We start from the raw sequence: 22,493 nt of genomic DNA, 5'->3' as shown, positions 1-22,493 counted from the left end.
TAAGGCCTTTGCCCTCTTCTGCGCAGAGGGTTATCCCCATGTCCCCTGGTGCTCGGGCGAGTTGGTCGGTTAGCTTCCGGCCACATCTGTTCGACAGGGGAGTGTGCATGCGCAAGGCGCTCAGATGGCTGCTGACGCTCACGATGCTGATCGGCACGGTGAGCGCGGCGAGTGCGGCCACCGCCGCCGAGACCGACGTCACCGCCGGCACCGACATCAAGGAGAGACTGCTCTCCGTCCCGGGCATGAGCCTTCTCGAGGAGAAGCCGTACACCGGGTACCGCTTCTTCGTCCTCGAGTACACCCAGCCGGTCGACCACCGCAGGCCCTCCCGGGGCACCTTCCAGCAGCGGATCACCGTGCTGCACAAGGACGTGGCGCGGCCGACCGTCTTCTTCACCGGCGGCTACAACGTCTCGACGACGCCCCGCCGCAGCGAGCCGACCCAGATCGTGGACGGCAACCAGGTCTCCATGGAGTACCGCTTCTTCACCCCCTCCCGCCCGGACCCGGCCGACTGGTCCACGCTGGACATCTGGCAGGCCGCCAGCGACCAGCACCGCATCCACCGGGCGCTGGAGGGGATCTACCCGAAGAAGTGGATCTCCACCGGCGGCTCCAAGGGCGGCATGACCGCCACGTATTACGAGCGCTTCTACCCGCGGGACATGGACGGCGTCGTCGCCTACGTCGCCCCCAACGACGTGGTCAACCACGAGGACTCCGCCTACGACCGCTTCTTCCGGGAGGTCGGCACCGAGGAGTGCCGCACCCGCCTGAACGGCGTGCAGCGCGAGGCACTGGTGCGCCGCGAGGCGCTGAGCCGGAAGTACGAGGCCCTCGCCGCCGGGAACGGCTACACCTTCGACACCGTCGGCAGCCTGGACAGGGCGTACGAGGCGGTCGTCCTCGACTACGTGTGGGGCTTCTGGCAGTACGGCAGCGTGGCGGACTGCGCGCAGATCCCGGCGGACGCCGAGAACGCCACCGACGACGAGATCTGGACCTCGGTCGACACGATCTCCGGCTTCTCGTTCTACACGGACCAGGGCCTGTCCCCGTACACGCCGTACTACTACCAGGCCGGTACGCAGCTCGGCGCGCCGACGATCCGCTTCCCGCACATCGAGAAGAAGTACGTCCGCTACGGCTACCAGCCGCCGCGCCACTTCGTGCCCCGCTCGATCCCGATGACGTTCGACCGCCGGGCCATGCGGGACGTCGACACCTGGGTGCGGCACAACGCCCGGCGGATGCTCTTCGTCTACGGCGAGAACGACCCGTGGGGCGCCGAACCCTTCCGGATCGGCAGGGGCGCGCGCGACTCGTACGTCATGACCGCCCCCGGCATGAACCACGGTGCCGACGTGGCCGGTCTGGTCGACGAGGAGAGGGCGCTCGCCACGGCCCGCATCCTCGACTGGGCGGGCGTCGCGCCGGACGCGGTCAAGAAAGACCCGGCCGGGGCGAAGCCGCTGGCGAAGTTCGACCGCAGGCTGGACGTGCGGGACATCGAGCGGGAACCCGCGCTGCACCGCTAGGGCGTGGGCGGCGACGGCTCACACCGGGCGGGCGCAGCCCACCGGTGAACCGCCGCCGAGCCGCACGTAGAGGGTCGTGGACGCCGGGCACGCGTGCCTGGCGTCCACGGCCTTCGTCACCTCGTACTCCGGCGCGTGTTCCCCCGTACCGTCGCAGGCCGTCTCGCGGACCTGCCCGCCGTCCAGGCCGTGGACGCAGTCGCCGACGATGGTGCGCGGCCCGCCCCCGCCGCCGGGATCACCCGGGTGAGGGGGCTGGAGGTTGCGCATGCAGGCGTAGCCGCGCGGCACCGCCCCGTCGCCGTCCTCGTCGGACACGGGGCGCTGCTCGCCGATGTGCAGGACGAAGTCCGTGGTGGCGGGGCAGCGCGGCCCGTCCCGGACGGTTCCGTCGTGGCGGGCGACGACCCGGGCCGCCGCCCGCTCGCTCGTGCACGGCACCTCGGTGAAACTGGTCCGGCCGAACGAACTGCACTCGTCGATCCCGAGGAACACCGCCCCGTACCCGAAGGGCCGGGTCGGCGCCGGTGACACCGTCGCCGTCCGCCGTCCGTCCGGGCGGCCGTCCTCCCCGGCGCCGCCCGGCGCGCTCTGGCAGCCGGCCGACAGGGCCGCGGCCAGCACGGAGAGCGCGCACACCGCACCCAGGGAACTTCTCACGTGCGTCACCCTCCCCCGGACACCTCCGTCCAGTGTGACCCGCCACAGCGGGCCACACCGGACATACGGCATGTTGTGCGCACGTCGGTGAGGGCGTGTCGGGTGTGTGACGTACGGGCGCTACGTCAGGGGGCCACCCGGGGAGGGCGGAACCCGGGTGCCGTGGCCGGTCGCCGTGGTCAGTACGTCAGCCCGTGCCCGACCGGGTAGAGCACCGCCGCCGGGTCGTCCGCCCGCTGCACCGGCACCGGCAGCGTCCCGCGCGGCTCCACCCGGCCCGCGATCACCCGGGCCGCGGCCCGCAGTTCCACGTCGGTCCACGAGTACGTCGCCAGGTACGCCGGCACGGCGGGCAGATGGGCCACGTCGTACGGGTTGCGGATCGCCACCGCGACCACCGGCCTGCCGGTCGCCAGGAGCCGCTCGACCAGCGTCCGCTGGCTGCTCGCCGCCGTCACGTCGTACGTCCCGACGACCACGGCGTCCGCCTCCCCGGCGGCGGCCACGGCCCGGTCGATCGTCGCCGCGGACGGCGCGGTACCGGTGGACAGGGCGGTGGCGGTGAACCCCAGCTCGCCCAGCGCGCCCGCCAGCACACCGGTCGGCGGTCCCGTCGTACCGGACGGGGAGGCCGGGTCGGCGCCGACGACCAGCAGCCTCGGCTGCCTGCGCCGCGACAGGGGCAGCACACGGCCCTCGTTGACCAGCAGGGTGGTGCTCCGTTCGGCGATCCGGTCGGCCGCCGCCCGGTGCGCCCGGGTGCCGACCGTGCGGTCCACACCGCCCGGGGAGGCGTACGGGTCCTCGAACAGGCCCAGTCCCGCCTTCAGGCGCAGCACGCGCAGGATCGATTCGTCGAGCCGGGCCTCGGTCAGTTCGCCGTCCCGGACGGCCCTCAGGACGGCGTTCCACGCCACGTCCAGGGACGGCGGGTTGAGCAGCTGGTCCACACCCGCCTTCAGGGCCAGCACCGGCACCCGGTCGTCGCCGTACTTCGTCCGCACCCCCTCCATGCCGAGGGAGTCGGTGACCACGACCCCGTCGTAGCCCAGCTCCTCGCGGAGGATGCCGGTGAGGATCGGGCGCGAGAGGGTCGCCGGGTCCTCGGAGGCGTCGAGCGCCGGGACCATCAGATGGGCCGTCATGATCGAGTCGATGCCCGCGGCGATCGCCGCCCGGAACGGCGGCGCGTCCAACCGCTCCCACTGCTCACGGCTGTGGGTGATCACCGGGAGGCCGGTGTGGCTGTCGACGGCGGTGTCGCCGTGCCCGGGGAAGTGCTTGGCGGTCGCCGTGACCCCCGACTGCCGGAACCCGGCGGCCTCGGCGGCCACCAGCCGCGCCACCGCCCGGGGCTCGGCCCCGAAGGACCGTACGCCGATGACCGGGTTGGCCGGGTTGACGTTCACGTCGGCCACCGGGGCGTAGTCCTGACGGATGCCCAGGGCGCGCAGCTCACGCCCCGCGATCCGGCCGAGGGTGCGCGCGTCGGAGCGGGAGCCGCCCGCCCCGACGGCCATCGCGCCGGGGAACAGGGTCGCCGGCGCGCCGACGCGGGCCACGACGCCGTGCTCCTGGTCGGTGGAGATGAGCACCGGCAGACCGCGCGGCAGACCGAGGGACGCCTTCTGGATGCCGTTGGAGAGGCTCGCGATCTGGTGCGGATCGCGGGTGTTGTGCGCCCAGGTGAAGTAGATGATGCCGCCGACCCGGTACTTCTCCAGCAGTTCGGCGGCCGTGCGCACGCCGATCTCCTCGAGGTTGGCGTCGATGTCGGCCTGGTCGGGTTCGGTGGCGGAGTGGCCGTAGACCCGCATCACGAACAGCTGGCCGACCTTCTCCTCCAGGGTCATCCGGGAGAGGAGGGCGCGGAGCCTGCGGTCGTCCGGGCCCGCGGGGCCCGCGGGGGCTTTGGAGGCGCCGGCCGCGTGCGCGGCGGTCCCGGCGGCGAGGGCGGTGGTGACCGCCGTCGTCGCGGCGAGGACGGCCCGTCTGGACGGACACGCGGCAGCGCTCCCCTCCGTGCCCTCCGTGCCCTCCGTGTTTCCTGTGCTTCCCGTGCTGCTGTCGGGCACGTGCGCTCCTTTGGGAGGTGATCCGTGGGGGATCCGCTGAAGGAAACTGCCGAAGGGTCACCAATATCCGGGAAGTTTCTGCCAGTCAAGGGTGTGCGGGGGTGGGCGCGGTCGGCGGGCGTGGTCGGCCGGAAGGTGCGGGCGGGGCCGCCGGCCGCGGTACGGCGGAGGGGGGTGGGCCGGCGTCGCAGCCAGGGGCGAGGGGCCGGCACCGCGCCGCGCGGACTCCTCCGGCAGCCCGCGTAGGGCGAGGGAGGGCGCGGAAGGGGGCGGGCGGGGGCTCCCGGGCGCGGACGGACGTCTCAGTCCGGGGCGGACGCCGGGGCCCGGGACGCCAGGGGTGTCCGGGACGCCCGGTGCGCGGGCGGCCGGTGCGCCGAGACGGCGGGCCAGTGGACGCGCAGGGTGCGGACGGTCTCCGCGATCGCCGGACGGCGGGCCGCGCCGGCCCGCCACAGCGCGTACACGTGCCGCACGGGCATCGGGTCGAGCGGGACCTCCACCACCCCGTCGGGCAGCGGGCCGCGCCCGAGCCGGGGGATCAGCGCGATGCCGAGCCCGGCCGCCACCAGGGCGACCAGGGTCGGGTTCTCGTCCGCCTGGTGCACGATGTCCGGCTCGTGCCCGGCGGTACGCAGGGTGCGCACCAGCCACGCGTGGCAGACCCGCCCCGGCGGCTGGCAGATCCACCGCTCGCCGCCCAGCTCCTCGCGCCGTACCGCCGTGCCGCGCTCCGCGAACGGATGCCCGCGCGGCACCAGCAGGTCGCACAGGTCGTCCCCGACGACCGCCTGCTCCACGCCCGCCGGGGCGGGCAGCGGCGCGATGTCCCAGTCGTGCGCGACGACGAGATCGACCGCACCCTTGGCGACCAGGTCCACGGACAGGTGCGGGTCGACCTCGGTCAGCCGGGTGTCGAGCGCGGGGTGCCGCCCGGCCAGGTCGGCCAGTACGGGCGGCATCAGCCCGCGGGCCGCCGACGCGAACGCGGCGATCGTCAGCCGCCCGGACGGCACCCCGCGCCGCTCCTCCAGCTCGGTCTCGGCGCGCTCCACGATCGCCAGCAGCTCCTGCGCGGTGGCGACGAGGTGGTGCGCCGCGTCGGTCAGCCGCACGCCCCGGCCCTCCCGCTCCAGCAGCACGGTCCTGGTCTCCCGCTCCAGCTTGGCGATCTGCTGGGAGACGGCGGAGGAGGTGTAGCCGAGCGCCGCGGCGGCGGCTCCGACGGTCCCGTGCACGGACACGGCGTGCAGGGCGCGCAGGCGCTGGAGGTCGAGCATGACGGCTCCCCGATCGGTAAGCGGTGCTTCAACCCACCATGCAGGAATCTTCGCTGGTGCTGAAGGGTCGCGGGCGGTGATCCTCGACGTATGCGACCTTCCCACGCCCTGCTCGCCGTTCTCGTCGCCGCTGTCTGGGGCGTGAACTTCGTCGTCATCGAGATCGGCCTCGACCGCTTCCCGCCGCTGCTGTTCTCCGCGCTGCGCTTCCTCACGGCGGCGGTCCCCGCGGTCTTCCTGGTGGGACGCCCCAGGGTGGCGTGGAAGTGGATCGTGGGGGTGGGCCTCGCCCTCGGGGTGGCCAAGTTCGGGCTGGTGTTCGTCGGCATGGACGCGGGCATGCCGGCCGGGCTGACCTCCCTGGTGCTCCAGATCCAGGCGGTCTTCACGGCCCTGTTCGCGTTCCTGCTCCTCGGCGAACGGCCCGCGCGCATCCGGCTGGTGGGCATGGCGGTGGCCCTGGCCGGAATCGGCGTCGCCGCCGTCGACGAGGGCACCTCGGGTCCTCTGGGAGCGTTCGCCCTGATCATCGCCGCCGCGGCCTGCTGGGGCGTGTCGAACGTGCTGACCCGCAGGGCGGCGCCCGACGACGCCCTGAACTTCATGATCTGGGTGAGCACGGTGCCGGTCCTGCCGCTGCTGGCGCTCTCGCTGCTCCTGGAGGGCCCCTCGCGGGACCTGGAGGCGCTGGGCGTGCTGGACCTGCCGGGGGCGGGCGCCCTGCTGTTCGTGGCCTGGGGCGCCACCGTGTTCGGCTTCGGGGCCTGGGGATGGCTGCTGCGCCGTCACCCCGCGTCGACGGTGGCGCCGTTCTCCCTGCTGGTACCGGTCTTCGGGATGTCGTCGGCGGCCCTGTTCCTGGGCGAGCCGGTGAGCCCGCTGCGGTGGTGGGCGGCGGCCCTGCTGGTGGGTGGTGTGGCCCTCGCGTCGTTCGGGGGACGGGAGCGGCGGGTGGGCCGGACGGGAGAGCCCGCGGCCGGGCCGGACGGGCCCGGCGGAGAGGCGGACGGGCCCGGCGGCCGGGGGGCCGTGCCGGCGGGTCGGGGTGCGGGGCCGGCGGGTGGGCGGGGAGAGGGGGGCCGGGGGTGGGGCGTGCGGGTTTTGCGGCGGGGCGGACCGGTCCGGCTGTGAGGTGACCGGGTGTGCGGTTGAGGGGGGACGGGTCCGGAGGCCGGCGGGGACGGGCCGGCGGGTGGGCGGGAGCCGGTCGCGCCGGGTCGTTGAGGGGCGGGGCCGGCGGGTGGGCCGGGAGAGGGCCCGCGGGTGGGGTGGATGGGATCGGCGAGGGGGTGAGGGGTGCACCGGTCCGGCCGCGAGGTGGACGCGCCCGGCGGCCCGGGGCCCCGCCGGGCCGGCCGGACGCCGGATGGCCGGGCGACGGGATCCGGTTACGCCGAGTCGTTGAGGAGGCGGGAGAGGTGGGCCCGGCCGGGGCCGAGGAGGCCGGGGAGCGGGGCGGCCTTCTCGTACCAGCGCTTCTCGTACTCCCAGCAGAGCCAGCCGTCCCAGCCGTGGCGGGAGAGGATCTCCACGCATTCGGCCAGCGGGAGGATGCCCTCACCGAGGGGGAGCGGGGTGGTGTCCTCGGCGGAGGCGATGTCCTTGACCTGGACGTAGCCGAGGTGGGGGGAGAGGGCCGCGTGGCTCTCCGCGGGCTGCTCGCCGCCCAGCCAGGTGTGCATCACGTCCCAGAGGGCGCCCACCTGGCGGTGGCCCACGAGGCCGAGGATCCGCATCGCGTCGGCGCCGGTGCGGTGCGAGTCGTGGGTCTCCAGCAGGATGCGCACGCCGAGGTCGGCCGCGTACTCGGCAGCCGTGCCCAGCCGCCGGGCGGCCGTCGCGTCGGCCTCCTTCGGGGTCTGCTCGGAGGAGCCGCCCGGGAAGACCCGGATGTAGGGGGCGCCGAGGTCGCGGGCGAGACCGAGGAGGGCCTGGAGCTCCGCGACGACGGCCTCGTCGTCGCCCGGCGCGGCGACCCTGGTGTAGCCCGCGACGCTCAGGACCTCGATGCCGGCCGCCTTGAACTCGGCGGCGACATCCGCCCGTTCGGCGGGGGAGAGACCGGGATGGACCGGTTCCTCGGGGTGCGCGCGCAGCTCGACGCCGTGATAGCCGTGCGCGGTCGCGAGACGCAGTACGTCGGCCATCGGAAGGCCGGGGACACCGAGGGTGGAGAACGCCAGCTTCATGAAAACGGACCCTACCCGGGACCCGCGCGGTCACTCCCCCCTCGCCGCTCCGCGCCACTCCGGTGCCGCGCGAGGGTTCGGGGCGGGGGCGGGGGCGGGGCGTCGGTCCGGTCGCGCGGGCGGCGGCGCCCCGTCCGGGGCCTCAGGCCCCGGTGTGCGCCTCCGTCGCGCGGCGGTAGACGCACACCTGGGCACCGGACTTCGCGGCGGTCGCCGAGACCAGCTCGAACGGGCGCTTCGCGCCGTCCACGGGGAAGACCGACTTGCCGCCGCCCAGGACCACCGGCATGACGAGGAGCCGGAGCTCGTCCACCAGGTCCTCGCCCAGCAGGGTGCGGGCGAGCGTGGGGCTGCCCATCACCACGAGGTCGCCGCCCTCGGCCGCGCGCAGCTCCCGGATGCGGGCGACGGCCTCCCCGGCGGGAACGAGCCGGCTGTTGTTCCAGGTCAGGTCGGACTCGCCGAGGGTGCCGGAGACGACGTACTTCGGCAGGCCGTTGATCCGGTCGGCGAAGGGGTCCCCGGCCTGCCGGGGCCACGCCTCGGCCATGGTCTGCCAGGTGCGGCGCCCGTACAGGAGCCCGTCGGCCTTCTCCAGCGCCGCGTCGAAGGCGCCGCCGACGACCTCCGGGTCGAAGTAGGCGTGCGACCAGCCGCCGTGGGCGAAACCGCCGTCGGTGTCCTCCCGGGGTCCGCCGGGGGCCTGCACGACACCGTCGAGGCTGATGAACTCGGTGATCACGATCCGCATGGCTGCCGCTCCTGTTGTCCGCCTGTCCGCCTGTCCGCCGAGGCGATGACGGAAGTACAGACCGACGGTAGCGGCGGAACTCATCGCCGCCGGCGACCGCGCACTTCGGCCGCGCGGGACAGGTACCGGCGCGGACACCGGCCCGCGGTCTTCAGGGGTCCTTCCCGTGGGCCCGCCCGGGCCGCGCGGCCCGGGCGGGCCCACGGGAAGGACCCCTCACGCCCGGGGTGCCCCCGAGGACCCCCGCACCATCAACTCGCCCCGCACGGAGGCGATCCCCCCGGGCGGCGGCTCCTCGCGGCCCATCGCGATGCGGCCGGCCCGGGCCCCCGCCTCGGTGAGCGGCAGCCGCACCGTCGTCAGGGCGGGCACCGCGTCGATGCTGAACGGGAGGTCGTCGAAACCGGCGACCGACACGTCGTCGGGGATCTTCCGTCCGGAGCCCCGCAGTGCCGCGCACGCGCCCAGCGCGACGGAGTCGTTCGCGGCGACCACCGCCGTCAGCTCGGGGTCCCTGCGCAGGAGTTCGAGGGCGGCCTCGTAGCCGGAGCGGCGGTCGTAGCGGCCGTGGACGGTCCAGCGGGGGTCCTCCTCGATGCCGTGCGCGGCGAGCGCGGCCCGGTGCCCTTCGAGGCGGTGGCGGGTGGTGGTGCGCTCCTGCGGGCCCGCGACGTAGCCGAGGCGGCGGTGGCCGAGCCCGATCAGATGCTCGGTGAGTTCCCGGCCGCCGCCGCGGTTGTCGAAGGTCAGCGCGATCGCCCCGGTGTCCGGCGCCGGCGGCCGGCCGCACAGCACCACCCGGGTCCCGGCCTTCGCCAGCTTGCGCAGCTTCGCGTCCATCGCCGCCCGGTGCGGGGCGTCCTCGATGGCGCCGCCGGTCAGCACCACCGCCGCGGCCTGCTGCCGCTGGAGCAGCGTCAGATACGTCAGTTCGCGTTCCGGGGAGCCGCCCGTGTTGCACACGACCGCGAGTCTCTCCCCGCCGGCCCGTCCGCCCGGCCCTCCGATCTCGCCCTGGATCGCGCTCGCCATGATCCCGAAGAAGGGGTCGGCGATGTCGTTCACCAGGATGCCCACCAGGTCGGAGGTGGCGGCGGCCAGGGCGCTCGCGGGGCCGTTGAGCACGTAGTCGAGTTCGTCCACGGCCTTCAGCACCCGCTCGCGGGTGGAAGCCGCCACGGGGTAGTTCCCGTTCAGCACGCGCGACACCGTCGCGGGGGAGACCTGCGCGCGGGCCGCCACGTCCGCCAGGGTCACCGTCATCTCTCGTCCTCCGGTCGCGCATCTCGTCGTATCGGCGCCGGCCGCGGTGTCCGGGCGCGTCCGGGCATGTCCGGGCACGGAACCCGATGTCCCGCCCCCGACCAGACCCTATGGCCCCGCGCCCACTTGTTCGCCCCCTCGAACAAGTCCGGTTCGCCGTGGTCTTGTCCGGACCGCCGTCCAGAGGCTAGCTTCTAGAGGCATAGAAAGCGCTTGCTGTGACGTTCACCAGTACCCGTCACGCGTCGCCCGGCACGCGCCGGCCGACGCGTGCCGGGTGGGGCGTGCGCGGCGCGCGGGGACCGCGTACGAAGGGATCGACGTGACACGCAAGACGGTGCGTATCGCCATGAACGGTGTGACGGGGCGGATGGGGTACCGGCAACACCTCGTCCGCTCCATCCTGGCCCTGCGCGAGCAGGGCGGCCTCGACCTCGGTGACGGCACCGTGCTGTGGCCGGAGCCGGTCCTGGTCGGCCGCCGGGAGCACGCGCTGCGCGCGCTGGCCGAGCGGCACGGCCTGGAGCACGTCTCCACCGACCTGGACGCGGTGCTCGCCGACGAGAGCATCGACATCTACTTCGACGCCCAGGTCACCTCCGCCCGCGAGGAGGCCCTCACCAAGGCGATCGCGGCCGGCAAGCACCTCTACACCGAGAAGCCGACCGCCACCGGCCTCGACGGCGCCCTGGAACTGGCCCGGCTGGCGAACGCCGCCGGGATCAAGCACGGCGTGGTGCAGGACAAGCTGTTCCTGCCGGGCCTGCTCAAGCTGAAGCGACTCATCGACGGCGGCTTCTTCGGCCGGATCCTGTCGGTGCGCGGCGAGTTCGGCTACTGGGTGTTCGAGGGCGACTGGCAGGACGCGCAGCGCCCGTCCTGGAACTACCGCGCCGAGGACGGCGGCGGCATCGTCGTCGACATGTTCCCGCACTGGGAGTACGTGCTGCACGAGTTGTTCGGCCGGGTGCGCTCCGTCCAGGCCCTGACCGCCACCCACGTCCCGCAGCGCTGGGACGAGAACGGCAAGCCCTACGACGCCACCGCCGACGACGCCGCCTACGGCGTCTTCGAACTCGAGGGCGGCGCCGTCGCCCAGATCAACTCCTCCTGGGCGGTCCGCGTCCACCGCGACGAACTCGTCGAGTTCCAGGTCGACGGCACCGAGGGCTCCGCCGTGGCCGGGTTGCGCACCTGCCGCGTCCAGCACCGCTCCGCCACCCCCAAGCCCGTCTGGAACCCGGACATCCCCGCCACCGAGGTCTTCCGCGACCAGTGGCAGGAGGTCCCGGACAACGGCGAGTTCGACAACGGCTTCAAGGCCCAGTGGGAGCTGTTCCTCAGGCACGTCTACGCCGACGCCCCCTACCACTGGGACCTGCTGGCCGGAGCCCGCGGCGTCCAGCTCGCCGAGCTGGGCCTGAGGTCGTCGGCCGAGGGCCGCCGCCTCGACGTACCGGAGATCGCCCTGTGAGCATCGAACTGCCCGACGCACAGGGCCTGCTGCGGACCTACGAGCCCCGCACCGAGCCCCTCGCGGTCACCGCCGGAGCCCCCTTCACCTCCCGTACGGTCTTCTCCGCGGCCCACGTCGTCGCCGACCCGTACGCCGACACGACCCCCGACTCGCCCGCCGCCGTCGACTGGGACGCCACCCTCGCCTTCCGCCACCACCTGTGGTCGCACGGCCTGGGCGTCGCCGAGGCCATGGACACCGCCCAGCGCGGCATGGGCCTGGACTGGGCGGGCGCGGCCGAGCTGATCCGCCGGTCCGCCGCCGAGGCGAAGGCCGTCGGCGGCCGCATCGCCTGCGGCGTCGGCACCGACCAGCTCGCCGCGGGCACGCTCGAGGAGGTGCGGGCGGCCTACGAGGAACAGCTCCTGCTCGTCGAGGAGTCGGGCGCGCAGGCCATCCTGATGGCGTCCCGCGCCCTGGCCGCCGCGGCCCGCTCCCCCGAGGACTACCTCGAGATGTACGGGTACCTGCTGCGCCAGTCCGCCGAACCGGTGATCCTGCACTGGCTCGGCCCGATGTTCGACCCGGCGCTCGAGGGCTACTGGGGCTCGTCCGACCTGGACGCGGCCACCGGGACCTTCCTGGAGGTCATCGCCGCCCACCCCGACAAGGTCGACGGCATCAAGGTCTCGCTGCTCGACGCGCAGCGCGAGGTCGACCTGCGCCGCCGCCTGCCGCAGGGCGTGCGCTGCTACACCGGCGACGACTTCCACTACCCCGAGCTGATCGCGGGCGACGAGCAGGGCTTCAGCCACGCCCTGCTCGGCATCTTCGACCCGCTCGGCCCGCTGGCGGCCCAGGCCGTCCGCGCCCTGGACACCGGGGACACGGCGGGCTTCCGCGGACTGCTCGACCCGACGGTGGAGCTGAGCCGGCACCTCTTCCAGGCACCCACCCGCTTCTACAAGACGGGCGTGGTGTTCCTGGCCTGGCTGGCCGGCCACCAGGACCACTTCGCCATGGTCGGCGGCCTGCAGTCGGCCCGCTCGCTGCCGCACCTCGCCCGCGCCTACGAACTCGCCGACGGCCTCGGCCTGTTCCCCGACCCGAAGCTCGCCGAGGACCGCATGCGGACCCTGCTGCACCTGTACGGAGTGACCTCGTGACCGGCTCCGCCGACGCTCTCGCGCGTTTCAGCATCAACCAGATGACGGTCAGGCAGCTGTCCCTGCCGGAACTCGTCGACGGCTGCCGCGACCTGGGCGTCCCCGGCGTCGGCCTGTGGCGCGAACCCGTCCGGGCCTACGGCGTGGAGGCGGCGGCGAAACTGGTCCGCGACGCCGGCCTGACGGTGACGACCCTGTGCCGGGGCGGTTTCCTCACCGCGATCGATCCCGCCGAGCGGGCCACGGCCCTGGCCGACAACCGCCGCGCCGTCGACGAGGCGGCCACCCTGGGCACCGACACCCTGGTCCTGGTCTCCGGCGGCCTCCCGGCCGGCTCCAGGGACCTGCGCGGCGCCCGCGAACGCATCGCGGACGCCCTGGCGGAGCTGGGCCCGTACGCCGAGGAGCACGGGGTGCGTCTGGCCATCGAGCCGCTGCACCCCATGTACGCCTCGGACCGCTGCGTGGTCTCCACCCTCGCCCAGGCCCTGGACCTCGCCGAACGGTTCCCGGCCCGGCAGGTCGGCGTCACCGTCGACACGTACCACGTCTGGTGGGACGACACGGCGCCCGCGCAGATCGCCCGCGCCGGCGTCCAGGACCGCATCCACACCTTCCAGCTCGCCGACTGGACCACCCCGCTGCCCGAGGGCGTCCTCAACGGCCGCGGCCAGATCGGCGACGGGAGTATCGACATGCAGGAGTGGCAGGGGTACGTGGAGGCGGCCGGCTACACCGGTCCCATCGAGGTCGAGCTGTTCAACGACGCGCTGTGGGCCCGCGACGGCCGCGAGGTCCTGGCGGAGACGGCACGGAGGTTCACGGAGAACGTCCGGCCGTGAGCCGTGAGCCGTGAGCCATGGGAGATGGGAGGTGGGAGGGGGGAGGTGGGCGGCGCCTCGGGTCCTGTGCCCCGTGACCCGGGTCCCGCCCGAGGCGCCGCCGACACGGACGACGAAGTCAGGCCTCCGTCTCCGTCCCCGCCCTCGGCACACCGGCCCGCGGAGGTACCGCCAGAGCTGCAGCGACGGGCCGGTCGGCCAGGACGACGGACGAGCCCGACGGCGTCCTTCTCGAATCCGGCCGTGCACCGCCTGCTCGGCCTGCGCTCCTCGCTCACCACCTGGACCGCTTTCTCCGGGACCCGTATGTCCCCGTGTCAACTCCTCCTGATCGAGGGGGACTTCAGTTCAGAAGATCACCCGCACGGGTGTTCCCGCTGAGTAGCATGGCGCTCCCGGCGCCGTGCGGTGACCTGACCACAGCCGGGGAAGCGAGAGGATGAGTGATGTCCGGTGGGGGTTACCAGTTGGCTCGTGCTCGGGGGTGAGGACCCGGAGTACGCGCTTCCCGAGGCGGCGGGACAGGCCGGTCTGGTCAGCCAGTTGCGGCCGTTGATCCGGGAGCTCAGCGCACCCGGGGAACTGGTCTTCGACCCGTTCGCGGGGTGGGGGACGACGCTGGTGGCCGCCTCGGCGGAAGGACGGCGCGGGTTCGGCATCGAGGTGAACGAGGAGCGTGCCGAGGACGCACGCAAGCGGCTGGCGACCTGTCCGGGACAGGAGATGATCTGCGGCGATGCCCGGAAGCCTCCGCTGGAGGCAGGCTCGGTCGACCTGGTGCTGTGCGATCTGCCGTACTTCGGCACCAACCTGGACACCGGCGCCACCGACGGCGCGCAGTTCTATGCGCTGCGCGACTACGACGACTACCTCAACGCGCTGGACGAGGCGTTCGGCGCGATCGCGCAGACCATGCGGCCCGGTGCCCGGGCCGTGATCGCGGTCCAGAACCGGCGGATCGCCGACCGGTTCGTTCCACTGGCCTGGGACGCGGCGCGGGTGCTGGGACGCCACCTCACCCTGGGTGACGAGCGCATCCACCTGTACGACCGGCCGGCGGGCGGTGACGACCCGATGCTGACCAATCGGTCGCACGAATACCTGCTGATGGCCACCAGGTAGCGGCCGCCAGGTCCTCGGGGCCGGTCACCGCCCGCCGCGGGCGTACGGGGCCCTACTGGGCGCCGTACGCCCGCCCGGTCCTCCGGGCCAGGTCGGTGACGTCGGTGACGGCCTGCTGGTGCAGGCCGTCACCGAAGGTGACCCGGGCCGCGCCGAGACAGCCGAGCCGGCTGGGGGAGGCGTTGCCGGGGCGGTGCAGGGCGTTCAGCGGCTTGCTGACGTCGTTGGCCAGGCCGGGGAGCAGTTCCTCGGGGGCCAGGATCGGGTAGACCACGTCCGCGCCGGCGCCGATGTACAGGCAGGCGCGCTTGACCGCGGACTCCACCGAACGGTCGCCGTACAGGAAGGTGTCGATCCGGGCGTTCAGCACCAGCCGCTCACCGGCGGCCACGCTGACCTCGGAGAGCCATTCCGCTTGCTGCTCGGCGTCCTTGAGCTGCCGGCCCGCGGAGTCCTCCAGGTTGCAGCCGATCGCCCCCGCGTCGAGCAGCCGCTCGACGATCTCGCCCGGGGCGAGGCCGTAGCCGCCCTCGATGTCCGCCGTCACCGGCACGTCGACGGAGCGGACGATCCGCTTGATCGCGGCGAACATCTCGTCTGCCGGGGTGTCCTCGCCGTCATCATGGCCGAGTACGGCGGCGACCGCCGCGCTGGAGGTCGCCAGCGCGGGGAAGCCGGCCTCTGCGAACGCCCGCGCGCTGACCGCGTCCCAGACATTGGGGATGACCAGCGGGTCGCCGGGATCGGTCCGGTCGTGAAGTGCCAGGAACTCCCCAGCACGGGTGGCCGCCATCAGCAGGTCTCCTCTTCGTCGTCGACGGGGGCGGAGTGGCGTGGGTCACGCCGCCGCCCAGGTGGTCCCGCGGTCCGCGACCGGGGAAGCGGTGTACATGGCCGCGAGTTCGAAAGCGACGTCCAGTGACTGGCCGAGGTTCAGCCTGGGGTCGCAGACGGTCTCGTAACGGTTCGGCAGATCCTCGAAGCGGACCTCGTAGGTCCCGCCCACGCATTCGGTGACATGATCTCCCGTCAGTTCCAGGTGGAAACCGCCGGGATGGGTGCCCAGGGATCGGTGGACCTCGAGGAAGCCCTTGATCTCGTTCAGCACGTCGTCCAGTCTGCGGGTCTTGTGGCCCGTCGGCGAGGACACGGTGTTGCCGTGCACCGGATCGCAGATCCAGGCCACCTCGGCACCGGATGCCGCCACCTTCGCCACCAGGTCCGGCAGCGTGTCGCGCACCGTACCGGCGCCCATCCGGCTGATGAAGGTCAGCCGGCCGGGTTCGCGGTCCGGGTCGAGCCGGTCGATCAGGCGCAGCGTGTCGTCCGGGGTGCTGGACGGGCCGAGCTTGACGGCGATCGGATTGCGCACCCGGGCGGCGAAGTCGACGTGTGCGCAATCCGGCTGACGGGTGCGCTCGCCGATCCACAGCAGGTGGCCGGAGGAGGCGTAGCGGCCCGCCGCGGTGGTGCGGCAGAGTGCGCGCTCGTATTCCAGTACCAGGGCCTCGTGGCTGGTCCAGAACTCGCCGCCGTCGGCGGCGGTGAGTTCGCTCAGGTGACCGAGGGTCTCCGCGGAGGCGTCGTAGACGCGCCGCAACCGGTTCGGGTCCGGGGTGCGGGCCGCGGCGGTGAAGGCCGGCGAGTTGACCATGTCCCCCCGGTAGGAGGGGAGTTCGATGCCCTCGTGCAGCTCGGTCGGGTTCGACCGCGGTTTGGCGAACTGGCCGGCGATGCGGCCCAGCCGGACCACCGGGAGTTCGGCGGCCTCGGAGATGACCGCGGCCATCAGGGTCAGAGTGCGGTACTTGGCCGTGGTGGTGTCCGGGCCGACTTCGGCGAGGCTTTCGGCGCAGTCGCCGCCCTGGAGCAGCAGCGCCTCGCCGCGGGCCACCGCGGCCAGCCGCTCGCGCAGCCGGTCGCACTCCTCGGCCGCGACCAGCGCGGGGAGGGTGGCCAGTTCGCCCGCGACCGAGCGTAGTGCGTCGGGGTCGGGCCAGTCGGGTTGCTGCGCCGCGAACGGGCCGGTCGCGGCAGCGGTGTGGTTCGGGTTCATGGGGTACCGTCCCTCCGTCCGCCGAGGGAGCGGGCAGTGGCTCTCGCGCTGCCTCGGCGGGTCCGTCCGGCTCCGGGCGGCCGACGGAGTTCCGGAGCCGAAGGATGCCTCGGTGCCGAACTCTTCGTTCAGTTCGGGAAGCTGTGGTGAGGGCGAGGGCCGGCCGCGCGGAGCGGACGAGGGCGGGTCCGGGGGCGGCTCGGAAGTGGATCAGGCCATCCGGTGAGGACCGGGGACGGCGTTCCAGCCCACGTCCTCGGAGGCGGAGTCCCCGACGCCGGCCTGCTCGGGTCCGGTCGGAGCGGAAGGTCTGCATGCGGCGCGACGCATTTCACTGAGCATCATTGAATTTCCCCCTGGTGGATTCACCGCGATTCAGTGGTGACACTTTTTGCGGCAGTCGATACGGCGTGTGGGTTGTTTAAGGGTGATTAACACGGGCCGACTGCCCTCGGTGCCCCTCGCGAGCGAGTATGCGATCCGCTCGACTGGACGGACAAGGTCGCCGATACTTCGGATAGGTGCACTTCGGTAAAGCGAGGGATGTAAATGAGGTTTTACTCCAACAAAAGGGACATTGTGAATTTAGTTGCGCCGCCGGCCGTCGAGGGCGACACTCTGGCAATCACCCTGCCACCCGACGACCCGTCCTGCCGTGAGGCGCTGGTCAGGGTCGGCGAAGCCCTGGGAGACCTCTCCCGGATGGTCTCCAACAGGGTCGGCAGTGCCTCGGCCGCGGCCGTCCAGGCATCCGAGGCCGCTCCCGCCCGGGGCGTCGGCTTCGAGGTCATCGACGGGCTGCCCGAGATCAACGAAGCGATCCAGGACCTGATCGACGGGGTCACGTCCGAGATACTCACCGCCCAGCCCGACGGGCCGCGCCCGAGTGCGGTGCTGGGCGAGGCCCTGGGCGCGGTGCGGGACCGGATCGCGGGCGGCGTCTCGATGCGAACGCTCTATCAGCACAGCACGCGATTCGACGAACCCACGAAGGAGTATGTCCGGGCGGTCACCTCGTACGGTGCTCAGGTGCGTACTCTGGCGGAGTTCTTCGACCGGATGATCATCATCGACCGGCGGACTGTGTTGATTCCCGCGAATGCGGCGCGCACCTCGGCAGTGCTGATCACCCACCCGACTGTGGTGCACTTTCTCTCCGACATCTTCGAGCGCGCCTGGGACCGGGCCGAATCGTATCCCTTCTTGCCGGTACGGGCGGCGGACGCGGCGCCCGAGGTCATTCCGGCGATCCGCGGATCGATTCAGAAACTGCTCATCGAGGGCAGGTCCGACAAGGAGATCGCCCGAAGGCTCGGCCTCAGCCTTCGCTCCCTGCAGGCCCATGTTGCCCGGCTCAAGGAGGAGCACGGTGCCGAGCACCGGCTCCAACTCGGCTACCTGATGGGCCTTCAAGAAGGTGCCGGGATCACCCGGGAGAACGGCCGCAGCCCCTCCTGACCCGGCAGGAGGACGCACGTGGCCCGGCCGGCATCCAGTGCCGGCCGGGCCGCACCCCGGGCGACCGGGCGGCGGCTCAGGCAGCCCCGTCGACCGGCTCCAGTACCAGCTCGCCCAGGAACCAGTCCTCCAGGACCCGCAACCGGGCCTCGCACTCGACCCGGTCCGTCCCTGAGACCAACGCGGTCAGCAGGAAGTCGGCGGAGAACGCGGCCTCCCGCAGGGTCTGTCCCGGTGCGACGAACATCTGGTACTTCTCGACCCAGGGGAAGTCCGGCGGACCCTCCGGAGTCCGTACCACCCGGCCGGGACGCTTCATCAGCACCAGCTGCCCCACCATCCGCAGCGGTGTGCGCTTTTCCGCGCCGAGCCACGCGGGCAGCGGCAGACCCAGCTGCGCCCGTACCCAGGCCTCGCTCGGATCCACCCCGAACATGAGGCGGACGATGTCGCGGATCGCGGCGCCGCCGGTGCGGCAGGCGATCTCGCACAACACCAGCTCGTCCCCGGGGGTGTGGAAGACCTCCGCGTGGAAGGCGAAGTCCTCCGGCCCGCCGAGCGCCGCCAAGGTCTGCTCGGTGAACTCCAGCAGCCGGTGGGTCAGCGGATCGTCCGCGTCCAGGGTCAGGTCCAGCCTGCCACCGGTGTCGGTGCGGTACGAGGCCAGCGCGTACTGATACTGCGAGGGCCAGGCGAACACCATCCGGCCGTCCACGACCAACCCGTCCACGTGGCACATCCGGCCCGGCACGAACGCCTCGGCCAGCAGGTTCGGCAGGTGCGGCCCGTACAGGTCGAGGCCGTCGGCCAGGTGTGCGTCCAACTCCTCGCGGGACTCCAGGATGCGCAGTCCGACCGAACCGGCGCTGTCCATCGGCTTGAGCACCAGCGGGAAGCCGTGCCGCTCGGCGAAGCCGATCAGCTCGGTGGCGCTCTCCACCGCCAGGTACGGGGCCACCGCCAGACCCGCGGCCGCGACCAGGCGCTTCATCAGCGCCTTGTCACGATAGGGGAGCACGGTGTCCAGCCGCTGCCCGGGCAGACCGAGTACGTCGCGCAGCTCGGCGGCCCGCTCCAGGTCGCGCTCCTGGCAGGCGACGATGTGCGTGACCCCGTGCTCGCGCGCCCACGCCAGGGCGAGCGCCTCCAGATCACCCCCGGTCTCGTAGCAGTCGACGGCGGCGGTCCGCCGGTAGGCGCCGCCCTCGGGCGGCAACTCCTCCGACACCAGCGCCAGATGCTCGCGGGAGGCGATCAGCAGCAGATCGCCCTTGTGGTCCGCCAGCCATTCGTCGTACGGGGTGCCCGTCAGCGAACCCCGGTGGTGCAGGACCAGCACGGTCATCTCAGACCACCTCCGAGGACTGCGGGCCGGTCCCGGCCTGGGCCCGCACCAGTTCGCGGGCCGGGCGGGTCTCCGGGGCGTAGCGCACCGCGTGCACCAGTCGGCCCCCGTCCGGGCCGCGGACGGTCTCCACCGCGTACGGGTGACCCGGGTCGGCGGGCAGCACGCCGGCGAGCGGCAGGTCCGCGTCGCGCCGTACCCCACCGGTGACGGTCGGTTCGACGGTCAGGCTCGGTACCACCGCCGGGTCGGCGGGCAGCAGCCCGCTCGCCACCGCGGCACGCAGTGCGGCCTCGTCGGCCAGCCGGGCGATCACCGGCCGACGCGCGCCCCGGCGCGGCCGGATCACCAGGGGGTAGCCCCACCGGTGCGCCCACCAGTACAGGTCGGCGACCCGCCGCACCTCGGCCCGGGGGAACGCGGCGATGCCGGCCCGGGTCAGCAGCGCGTGCGCCGCCACCGAGTCGGCGAGAGCCAGCGCGGCCTCCCGGGACTGGCCGGGCAGGCCGAGCCGCTCGCGCAGGCCGGCCGCCCGCACCTGGTCCACCGGTGCGAGCGCGATCACCGCTCGTACCGGTGTGCGGGTGGCGGCATCCAGTACGGCCAGCTCGGCCGTGGTGCTGCGGTCGTACCGCTCCACCACCGTGACCCGCGCGAAGCCCGGGTGGACGCCGGCCCGGCCGGTGACCAGATGCAGCCTCCGGCCGGCGCCGGCGAGCCAGCCGGGGCAGTCGGCCGCATACCGGCCGTCCGGGTCCAGGACGACCAGGGTCATCGGACGTCGTCCTCGATCGACACCGTCAGCACGGTGTCGAGCAGCTCCTCGCAGAGCGCGACCGCCGCGTCGGTGTCGGGAGCGGTGACGGCCAGCAGGCCGAGCCGGTCCCAGTTGTCCTGTATCGGTCGGACCACCGTGCCGGGCCGGGCAGCCAGATCGAGGGCGAGCACCGACGGGTGGGCGCGCAACTCGTCCTCGCCGGTGATCGCGGTGACCCGACCGGGTCGGCCGACGATGCCGCGCACACAGCCCGCCGAGACCGGCTTCGGACGTTCCGTCATCGGCTCCACCAGGCCGAACGGCCAGGCGAGCGCATAGCGGGTCAGATCGACGCCGTAGGCGGCCTGGACCAGATCCGGGATGTGGTCGCCGCCGAGCCGGTTGTGGCCCTCGATGATCAGCGGGCCGCGCGAACCGAGCCGCAGCTCGGTGTGGCTGGGCCCGTCGGTGATGCCGATCGCGTCGAGGAACTCGGCGACGGCTGCGACGATGCGCTCCTCGTCCGCCGGGTCCAGCCGGGCCGGCTGGGCGTGCCCGAGCTCCACGAAGTGCCCGCCGTCGGTCAGCTTCTCGGTGATCGCGACCACGGTGTGGCGCCCGTGGAAGCTGAAGCCCTCGACGCTGAACTCGGGTCCGTCGATGTACTGCTCCATCAGGAACCCGGCCACCGCGTACATGGTGGAGCCGCGGTCCATGCCGGTGCGGCGGGCCGCGCCGATCCGCTCCCACACCCCGTCCACGTCCTGCGGACCAGTGACCCTGAACAGGGCGAAGCCGGCGGTCAGGTCCACCGGCTTGACCACGAACGGGTAGTCGTGGGCGGCGCCGAACGCGGCCAGGCTGTCCCGGTCGGTGAGCGGCTCGGCGGCCACCGTGGGGGCGCCGACCGAGGCGAGGTGACGGCGCATGGCGAGCTTGTCGCGGAGCAGCCGGGCCGGTTCGAAGCCGGTACCGCCGAGGCCGAACAGGTCGTTCACCCGGCCGGCGGGCTCGAGGCCGGGCTCGGTGAGCGACAGCGCCGCGGAGAAGTTCCAGATGGTGTGGGCGGCCCGGGCGAGCGGCTCCAGCACCGACCAGTCGGTGTAGTCCGCGATCAGGGTGACATCGGCCAGCTCGGCCTGCTCCGGCTGGAACTTCTCCTTGTGCTGGATCAGGATCACGTTCAACCCCAGCTCCTTGGCGGTCCGCACCGGTTCGGTGAGGTGCCCGATCAGGAGCAGGGTGCGCTCGGGCCGCATCGGCGCGGCGGGCGCCGCGTGCACGGCGTTCAGGACGGCGGATCCGGTCTCCACCCGCAGCAGCGCCTTCGTCCCGGCGGCCAGCCGTTCGGCCTCCTCGGCGGTGCCGCCCGCCACGATCACGTGGCCGTGCCGCGAGCCGGAGTGCCGGGTCAGCGGCAGCACATCGCCCTCGGCGAACGGGAACCGGACGCCGTGCACGTGGGGGAGCGCATCGATCTCCGCCAGGCCCTCCAGCCGGGTGATCCTGCCCGGCGGGAAGGAGAAGAACGAGATCGCGGCCGTCCGCCCGGCCGGTGCGGGCGCGGCAACGCCGCCGACCAGCAGATCGAGGATCGCGCCCTCGATGTCGAAGCCGGTGGCGAGCCGGATGAGCGCGGGGATCCGGTCGCCGCCGAGCCGGGCCTGCGACTCCACCACGCGCGGGCCGTCGGCGGTGAGGATGACCTCGGTGTGCGCCGGGCCGAACCGGTACCCGGCGGCGTCCAGCAGCGCGGTGACCAGCTCGCCGATCGCCCCGGCGTCGGCGTCCGCCAGCGGGGCGGGGAAGACGTGACCGGTCTCCACGAACGCCGGGGCGGGCGTCTTGCGTTTCGCGGTGATGCCGACCACCAGGTGACGGCCCTCGTGGGTGAGCGTCTCGACACTGAACTCAGGTCCCCGCAGGTACTCCTCGACCAGCACCGGACCCCGGTACGCGTGTCCGGTCAGCTCCTGCCGCCAGGCGTCGAGGCCGTCGGGGCCGGTCACCAGGCGCACCGCGGCGCTGCCCTGCAGACGGGTCGGCTTCACCACCACAGGCAGCTCGAAGCCGGCCAGGACAGAGGCCACCTCGTCGGGAGTGTCGGCGACAGCGGTGCGCACGGGGGACAGGCCGTGCTCGGCGAGCAGCTCGCGCAGCACCGCCTTGTCGTTGAGCCGACGGAGCGCCTCCGGCGGGTTGAGGGCCAGCCCGAGGGTCTGGGCCTCCTCGGCGACGGCCACCATGGTCGCCTCCTCGCCCAGGTGCAGGAGACAGCCGACGTCGTGGGCGAGGGCGCTCTCCCGGACCAGGCGGCGCAGCGCTGCCTCGTCGGAGAAGTCCACCCACAGCATCTCCTTGGAGACCTTCTCGACCCCCTGCAGGTAGGAGGCCGGCTGGAGCGTCGGGTCCCAGATCGACCAGACCTCGAAGCCGAGGCCGACCGCCTTCTCGACGAACTGGGTGTACGGCTGCACCATCAGCAACCGGTTGTTCGCGGGCGCTGTGTGCTCAGCCACGGCGGGCCATCCC

18 protein-coding genes are annotated in these 22,493 nt (G+C 73.1%); 7 read left to right on the top strand and 11 right to left on the bottom strand.

Annotation, left to right across the window (positions count from 1 at the left end):
- Window positions 1-107 precede the first annotated feature (107 nt).
- On the top strand, window positions 108-1,541 hold the full coding sequence (locus TU30_RS17360) for a S28 family serine protease (protein WP_042170943.1): 1,434 nt from the start codon (window positions 108-110) through the stop codon (window positions 1,539-1,541).
- Between the two features lie 18 nt (window positions 1,542-1,559).
- Here TU30_RS17360 and TU30_RS17355 read toward each other — a convergent pair whose 3' ends face one another.
- The 3 genes from TU30_RS17355 to TU30_RS17345 all read right to left on the bottom strand — a co-directional run bounded on the left by TU30_RS17355 (window position 1,560) and on the right by TU30_RS17345 (window position 5,556).
- Window positions 1,560-2,201, bottom strand: a complete 642-nt coding sequence (locus TU30_RS17355) for a hypothetical protein (protein ID WP_042171394.1) — start codon at window positions 2,199-2,201, stop codon at window positions 1,560-1,562.
- Window positions 2,202-2,380: 179 nt separating this feature from the next.
- Window positions 2,381-4,276 (bottom strand): glycoside hydrolase family 3 protein, encoded by a 1,896-nt coding sequence (locus TU30_RS17350; protein WP_042170938.1) that lies wholly within the window; start codon window positions 4,274-4,276, stop codon window positions 2,381-2,383.
- A gap of 302 nt (window positions 4,277-4,578) precedes the next feature.
- Entirely contained in the window at window positions 4,579-5,556 is a 978-nt protein-coding gene (locus tag TU30_RS17345) for a LysR family transcriptional regulator (protein ID WP_042170936.1), read from the bottom strand.
- 90 nt (window positions 5,557-5,646) lie between these two features.
- On the opposite strand from TU30_RS17345, the gene TU30_RS17340 reads away from it, so the two are divergent.
- Entirely contained in the window at window positions 5,647-6,687 is a 1,041-nt protein-coding gene (locus TU30_RS17340; protein ID WP_078878331.1) for an EamA family transporter, read from the top strand.
- 257 nt (window positions 6,688-6,944) lie between these two features.
- On the opposite strand, the gene TU30_RS17335 is transcribed toward TU30_RS17340, so the two are convergent.
- The 3 genes from TU30_RS17335 to TU30_RS17325 all read right to left on the bottom strand — a co-directional run bounded on the left by TU30_RS17335 (window position 6,945) and on the right by TU30_RS17325 (window position 9,759).
- The gene (locus TU30_RS17335) at window positions 6,945-7,745 is read right to left on the bottom strand and encodes a sugar phosphate isomerase/epimerase (protein WP_042170933.1); all 801 of its coding nucleotides are present in this window, start codon (window positions 7,743-7,745) and stop codon (window positions 6,945-6,947) included.
- Between the two features lie 142 nt (window positions 7,746-7,887).
- Window positions 7,888-8,496: a dihydrofolate reductase family protein gene (locus tag TU30_RS17330; RefSeq protein WP_042170932.1), complete on the bottom strand. Its 609-nt coding sequence runs from the start codon at window positions 8,494-8,496 to the stop codon at window positions 7,888-7,890.
- A gap of 216 nt (window positions 8,497-8,712) precedes the next feature.
- Window positions 8,713-9,759 (bottom strand): LacI family DNA-binding transcriptional regulator, encoded by a 1,047-nt coding sequence (locus TU30_RS17325; RefSeq protein WP_042170930.1) that lies wholly within the window; start codon window positions 9,757-9,759, stop codon window positions 8,713-8,715.
- Window positions 9,760-10,081: 322 nt separating this feature from the next.
- Between TU30_RS17325 and TU30_RS17320 the strand changes: the two genes are divergently transcribed.
- From TU30_RS17320 to TU30_RS17305, 4 genes are all read left to right on the top strand, one after another.
- Window positions 10,082-11,233: a Gfo/Idh/MocA family protein gene (locus tag TU30_RS17320; protein WP_042170928.1), complete on the top strand. Its 1,152-nt coding sequence runs from the start codon at window positions 10,082-10,084 to the stop codon at window positions 11,231-11,233.
- Window positions 11,230-12,381 (top strand): dihydrodipicolinate synthase family protein, encoded by a 1,152-nt coding sequence (locus TU30_RS17315; RefSeq protein ID WP_042170925.1) that lies wholly within the window; start codon window positions 11,230-11,232, stop codon window positions 12,379-12,381. The genes TU30_RS17320 and TU30_RS17315 overlap by 4 nt, the downstream gene beginning before the upstream one ends.
- A gap of 41 nt (window positions 12,382-12,422) precedes the next feature.
- Window positions 12,423-13,223: a sugar phosphate isomerase/epimerase gene (locus tag TU30_RS17310; protein WP_042171391.1), complete on the top strand. Its 801-nt coding sequence runs from the start codon at window positions 12,423-12,425 to the stop codon at window positions 13,221-13,223.
- A 453-nt stretch (window positions 13,224-13,676) separates the two neighbouring features.
- The gene (locus tag TU30_RS17305; RefSeq protein ID WP_078878330.1) at window positions 13,677-14,345 is read left to right on the top strand and encodes a TRM11 family methyltransferase; all 669 of its coding nucleotides are present in this window, start codon (window positions 13,677-13,679) and stop codon (window positions 14,343-14,345) included.
- Window positions 14,346-14,397: 52 nt separating this feature from the next.
- Here TU30_RS17305 and TU30_RS17300 read toward each other — a convergent pair whose 3' ends face one another.
- Complete coding sequence (locus TU30_RS17300; protein WP_042170924.1) at window positions 14,398-15,138, bottom strand: isocitrate lyase/phosphoenolpyruvate mutase family protein; 741 nt, start codon at window positions 15,136-15,138, stop codon at window positions 14,398-14,400.
- 45 nt (window positions 15,139-15,183) lie between these two features.
- Window positions 15,184-16,401 (bottom strand): 3-deoxy-7-phosphoheptulonate synthase class II, encoded by a 1,218-nt coding sequence (locus tag TU30_RS17295; RefSeq protein ID WP_042170922.1) that lies wholly within the window; start codon window positions 16,399-16,401, stop codon window positions 15,184-15,186.
- Window positions 16,402-16,950: 549 nt separating this feature from the next.
- Here TU30_RS17295 and TU30_RS17290 point away from each other — a divergent pair.
- A complete protein-coding gene (locus tag TU30_RS17290) occupies window positions 16,951-17,859 on the top strand; it encodes a hypothetical protein (RefSeq protein ID WP_141713718.1) in 909 nt (302 codons plus the stop codon).
- Between the two features lie 76 nt (window positions 17,860-17,935).
- Here the strand turns inward: TU30_RS17290 and TU30_RS17285 are convergent, their stop codons facing one another.
- The 3 genes from TU30_RS17285 to TU30_RS37325 are packed head-to-tail and all read right to left on the bottom strand — an operon-like array spanning window position 17,936 to window position 22,480.
- Entirely contained in the window at window positions 17,936-19,204 is a 1,269-nt protein-coding gene (locus tag TU30_RS17285; protein WP_042170920.1) for an acetyl-CoA carboxylase biotin carboxylase subunit family protein, read from the bottom strand.
- A gap of 1 nt (window position 19,205) precedes the next feature.
- Complete coding sequence (locus tag TU30_RS17280; RefSeq protein WP_042170918.1) at window positions 19,206-19,979, bottom strand: hypothetical protein; 774 nt, start codon at window positions 19,977-19,979, stop codon at window positions 19,206-19,208.
- The gene (locus TU30_RS37325) at window positions 19,976-22,480 is read right to left on the bottom strand and encodes an ATP-grasp domain-containing protein (RefSeq protein WP_234307890.1); all 2,505 of its coding nucleotides are present in this window, start codon (window positions 22,478-22,480) and stop codon (window positions 19,976-19,978) included. The genes TU30_RS17280 and TU30_RS37325 overlap by 4 nt, the downstream gene beginning before the upstream one ends.
- Window positions 22,481-22,493 lie beyond the last annotated feature (13 nt).

This window comes from Streptomyces sp. NBRC 110035 (assembly GCF_000829695.1).
In the GTDB taxonomy this organism is placed as follows: Bacteria; Actinomycetota; Actinomycetes; order Streptomycetales; family Streptomycetaceae; genus Streptomyces.
This window is presented reverse-complemented; position numbering and strand designations above follow the sequence as displayed.

Bases quoted from the DNA above. Each gene is read 5' to 3' on its own strand.
- TU30_RS17290 (WP_141713718.1), top strand. From the start codon at position 16,951: ATGAGGTTTTACTCCAACAAAAGGGACATTGTGAATTTAGTTGCGCCG.
- TU30_RS17295 (WP_042170922.1), bottom strand. From the start codon at position 16,401: ATGAACCCGAACCACACCGCTGCCGCGACCGGCCCGTTCGCGGCGCAG.
- TU30_RS17335 (WP_042170933.1), bottom strand. From the start codon at position 7,745: ATGAAGCTGGCGTTCTCCACCCTCGGTGTCCCCGGCCTTCCGATGGCC.
- TU30_RS17310 (WP_042171391.1), top strand. From the start codon at position 12,423: ATGACGGTCAGGCAGCTGTCCCTGCCGGAACTCGTCGACGGCTGCCGC.
- TU30_RS17300 (WP_042170924.1), bottom strand. From the start codon at position 15,138: ATGGCGGCCACCCGTGCTGGGGAGTTCCTGGCACTTCACGACCGGACC.
- TU30_RS17340 (WP_078878331.1), top strand. From the start codon at position 5,647: ATGCGACCTTCCCACGCCCTGCTCGCCGTTCTCGTCGCCGCTGTCTGG.
- TU30_RS17360 (WP_042170943.1), top strand. From the start codon at position 108: ATGCGCAAGGCGCTCAGATGGCTGCTGACGCTCACGATGCTGATCGGC.
- TU30_RS17325 (WP_042170930.1), bottom strand. From the start codon at position 9,759: ATGACGGTGACCCTGGCGGACGTGGCGGCCCGCGCGCAGGTCTCCCCC.
- TU30_RS17280 (WP_042170918.1), bottom strand. From the start codon at position 19,979: ATGACCCTGGTCGTCCTGGACCCGGACGGCCGGTATGCGGCCGACTGC.
- TU30_RS17285 (WP_042170920.1), bottom strand. From the start codon at position 19,204: ATGACCGTGCTGGTCCTGCACCACCGGGGTTCGCTGACGGGCACCCCG.
- TU30_RS17330 (WP_042170932.1), bottom strand. From the start codon at position 8,496: ATGCGGATCGTGATCACCGAGTTCATCAGCCTCGACGGTGTCGTGCAG.
- TU30_RS17345 (WP_042170936.1), bottom strand. From the start codon at position 5,556: ATGCTCGACCTCCAGCGCCTGCGCGCCCTGCACGCCGTGTCCGTGCAC.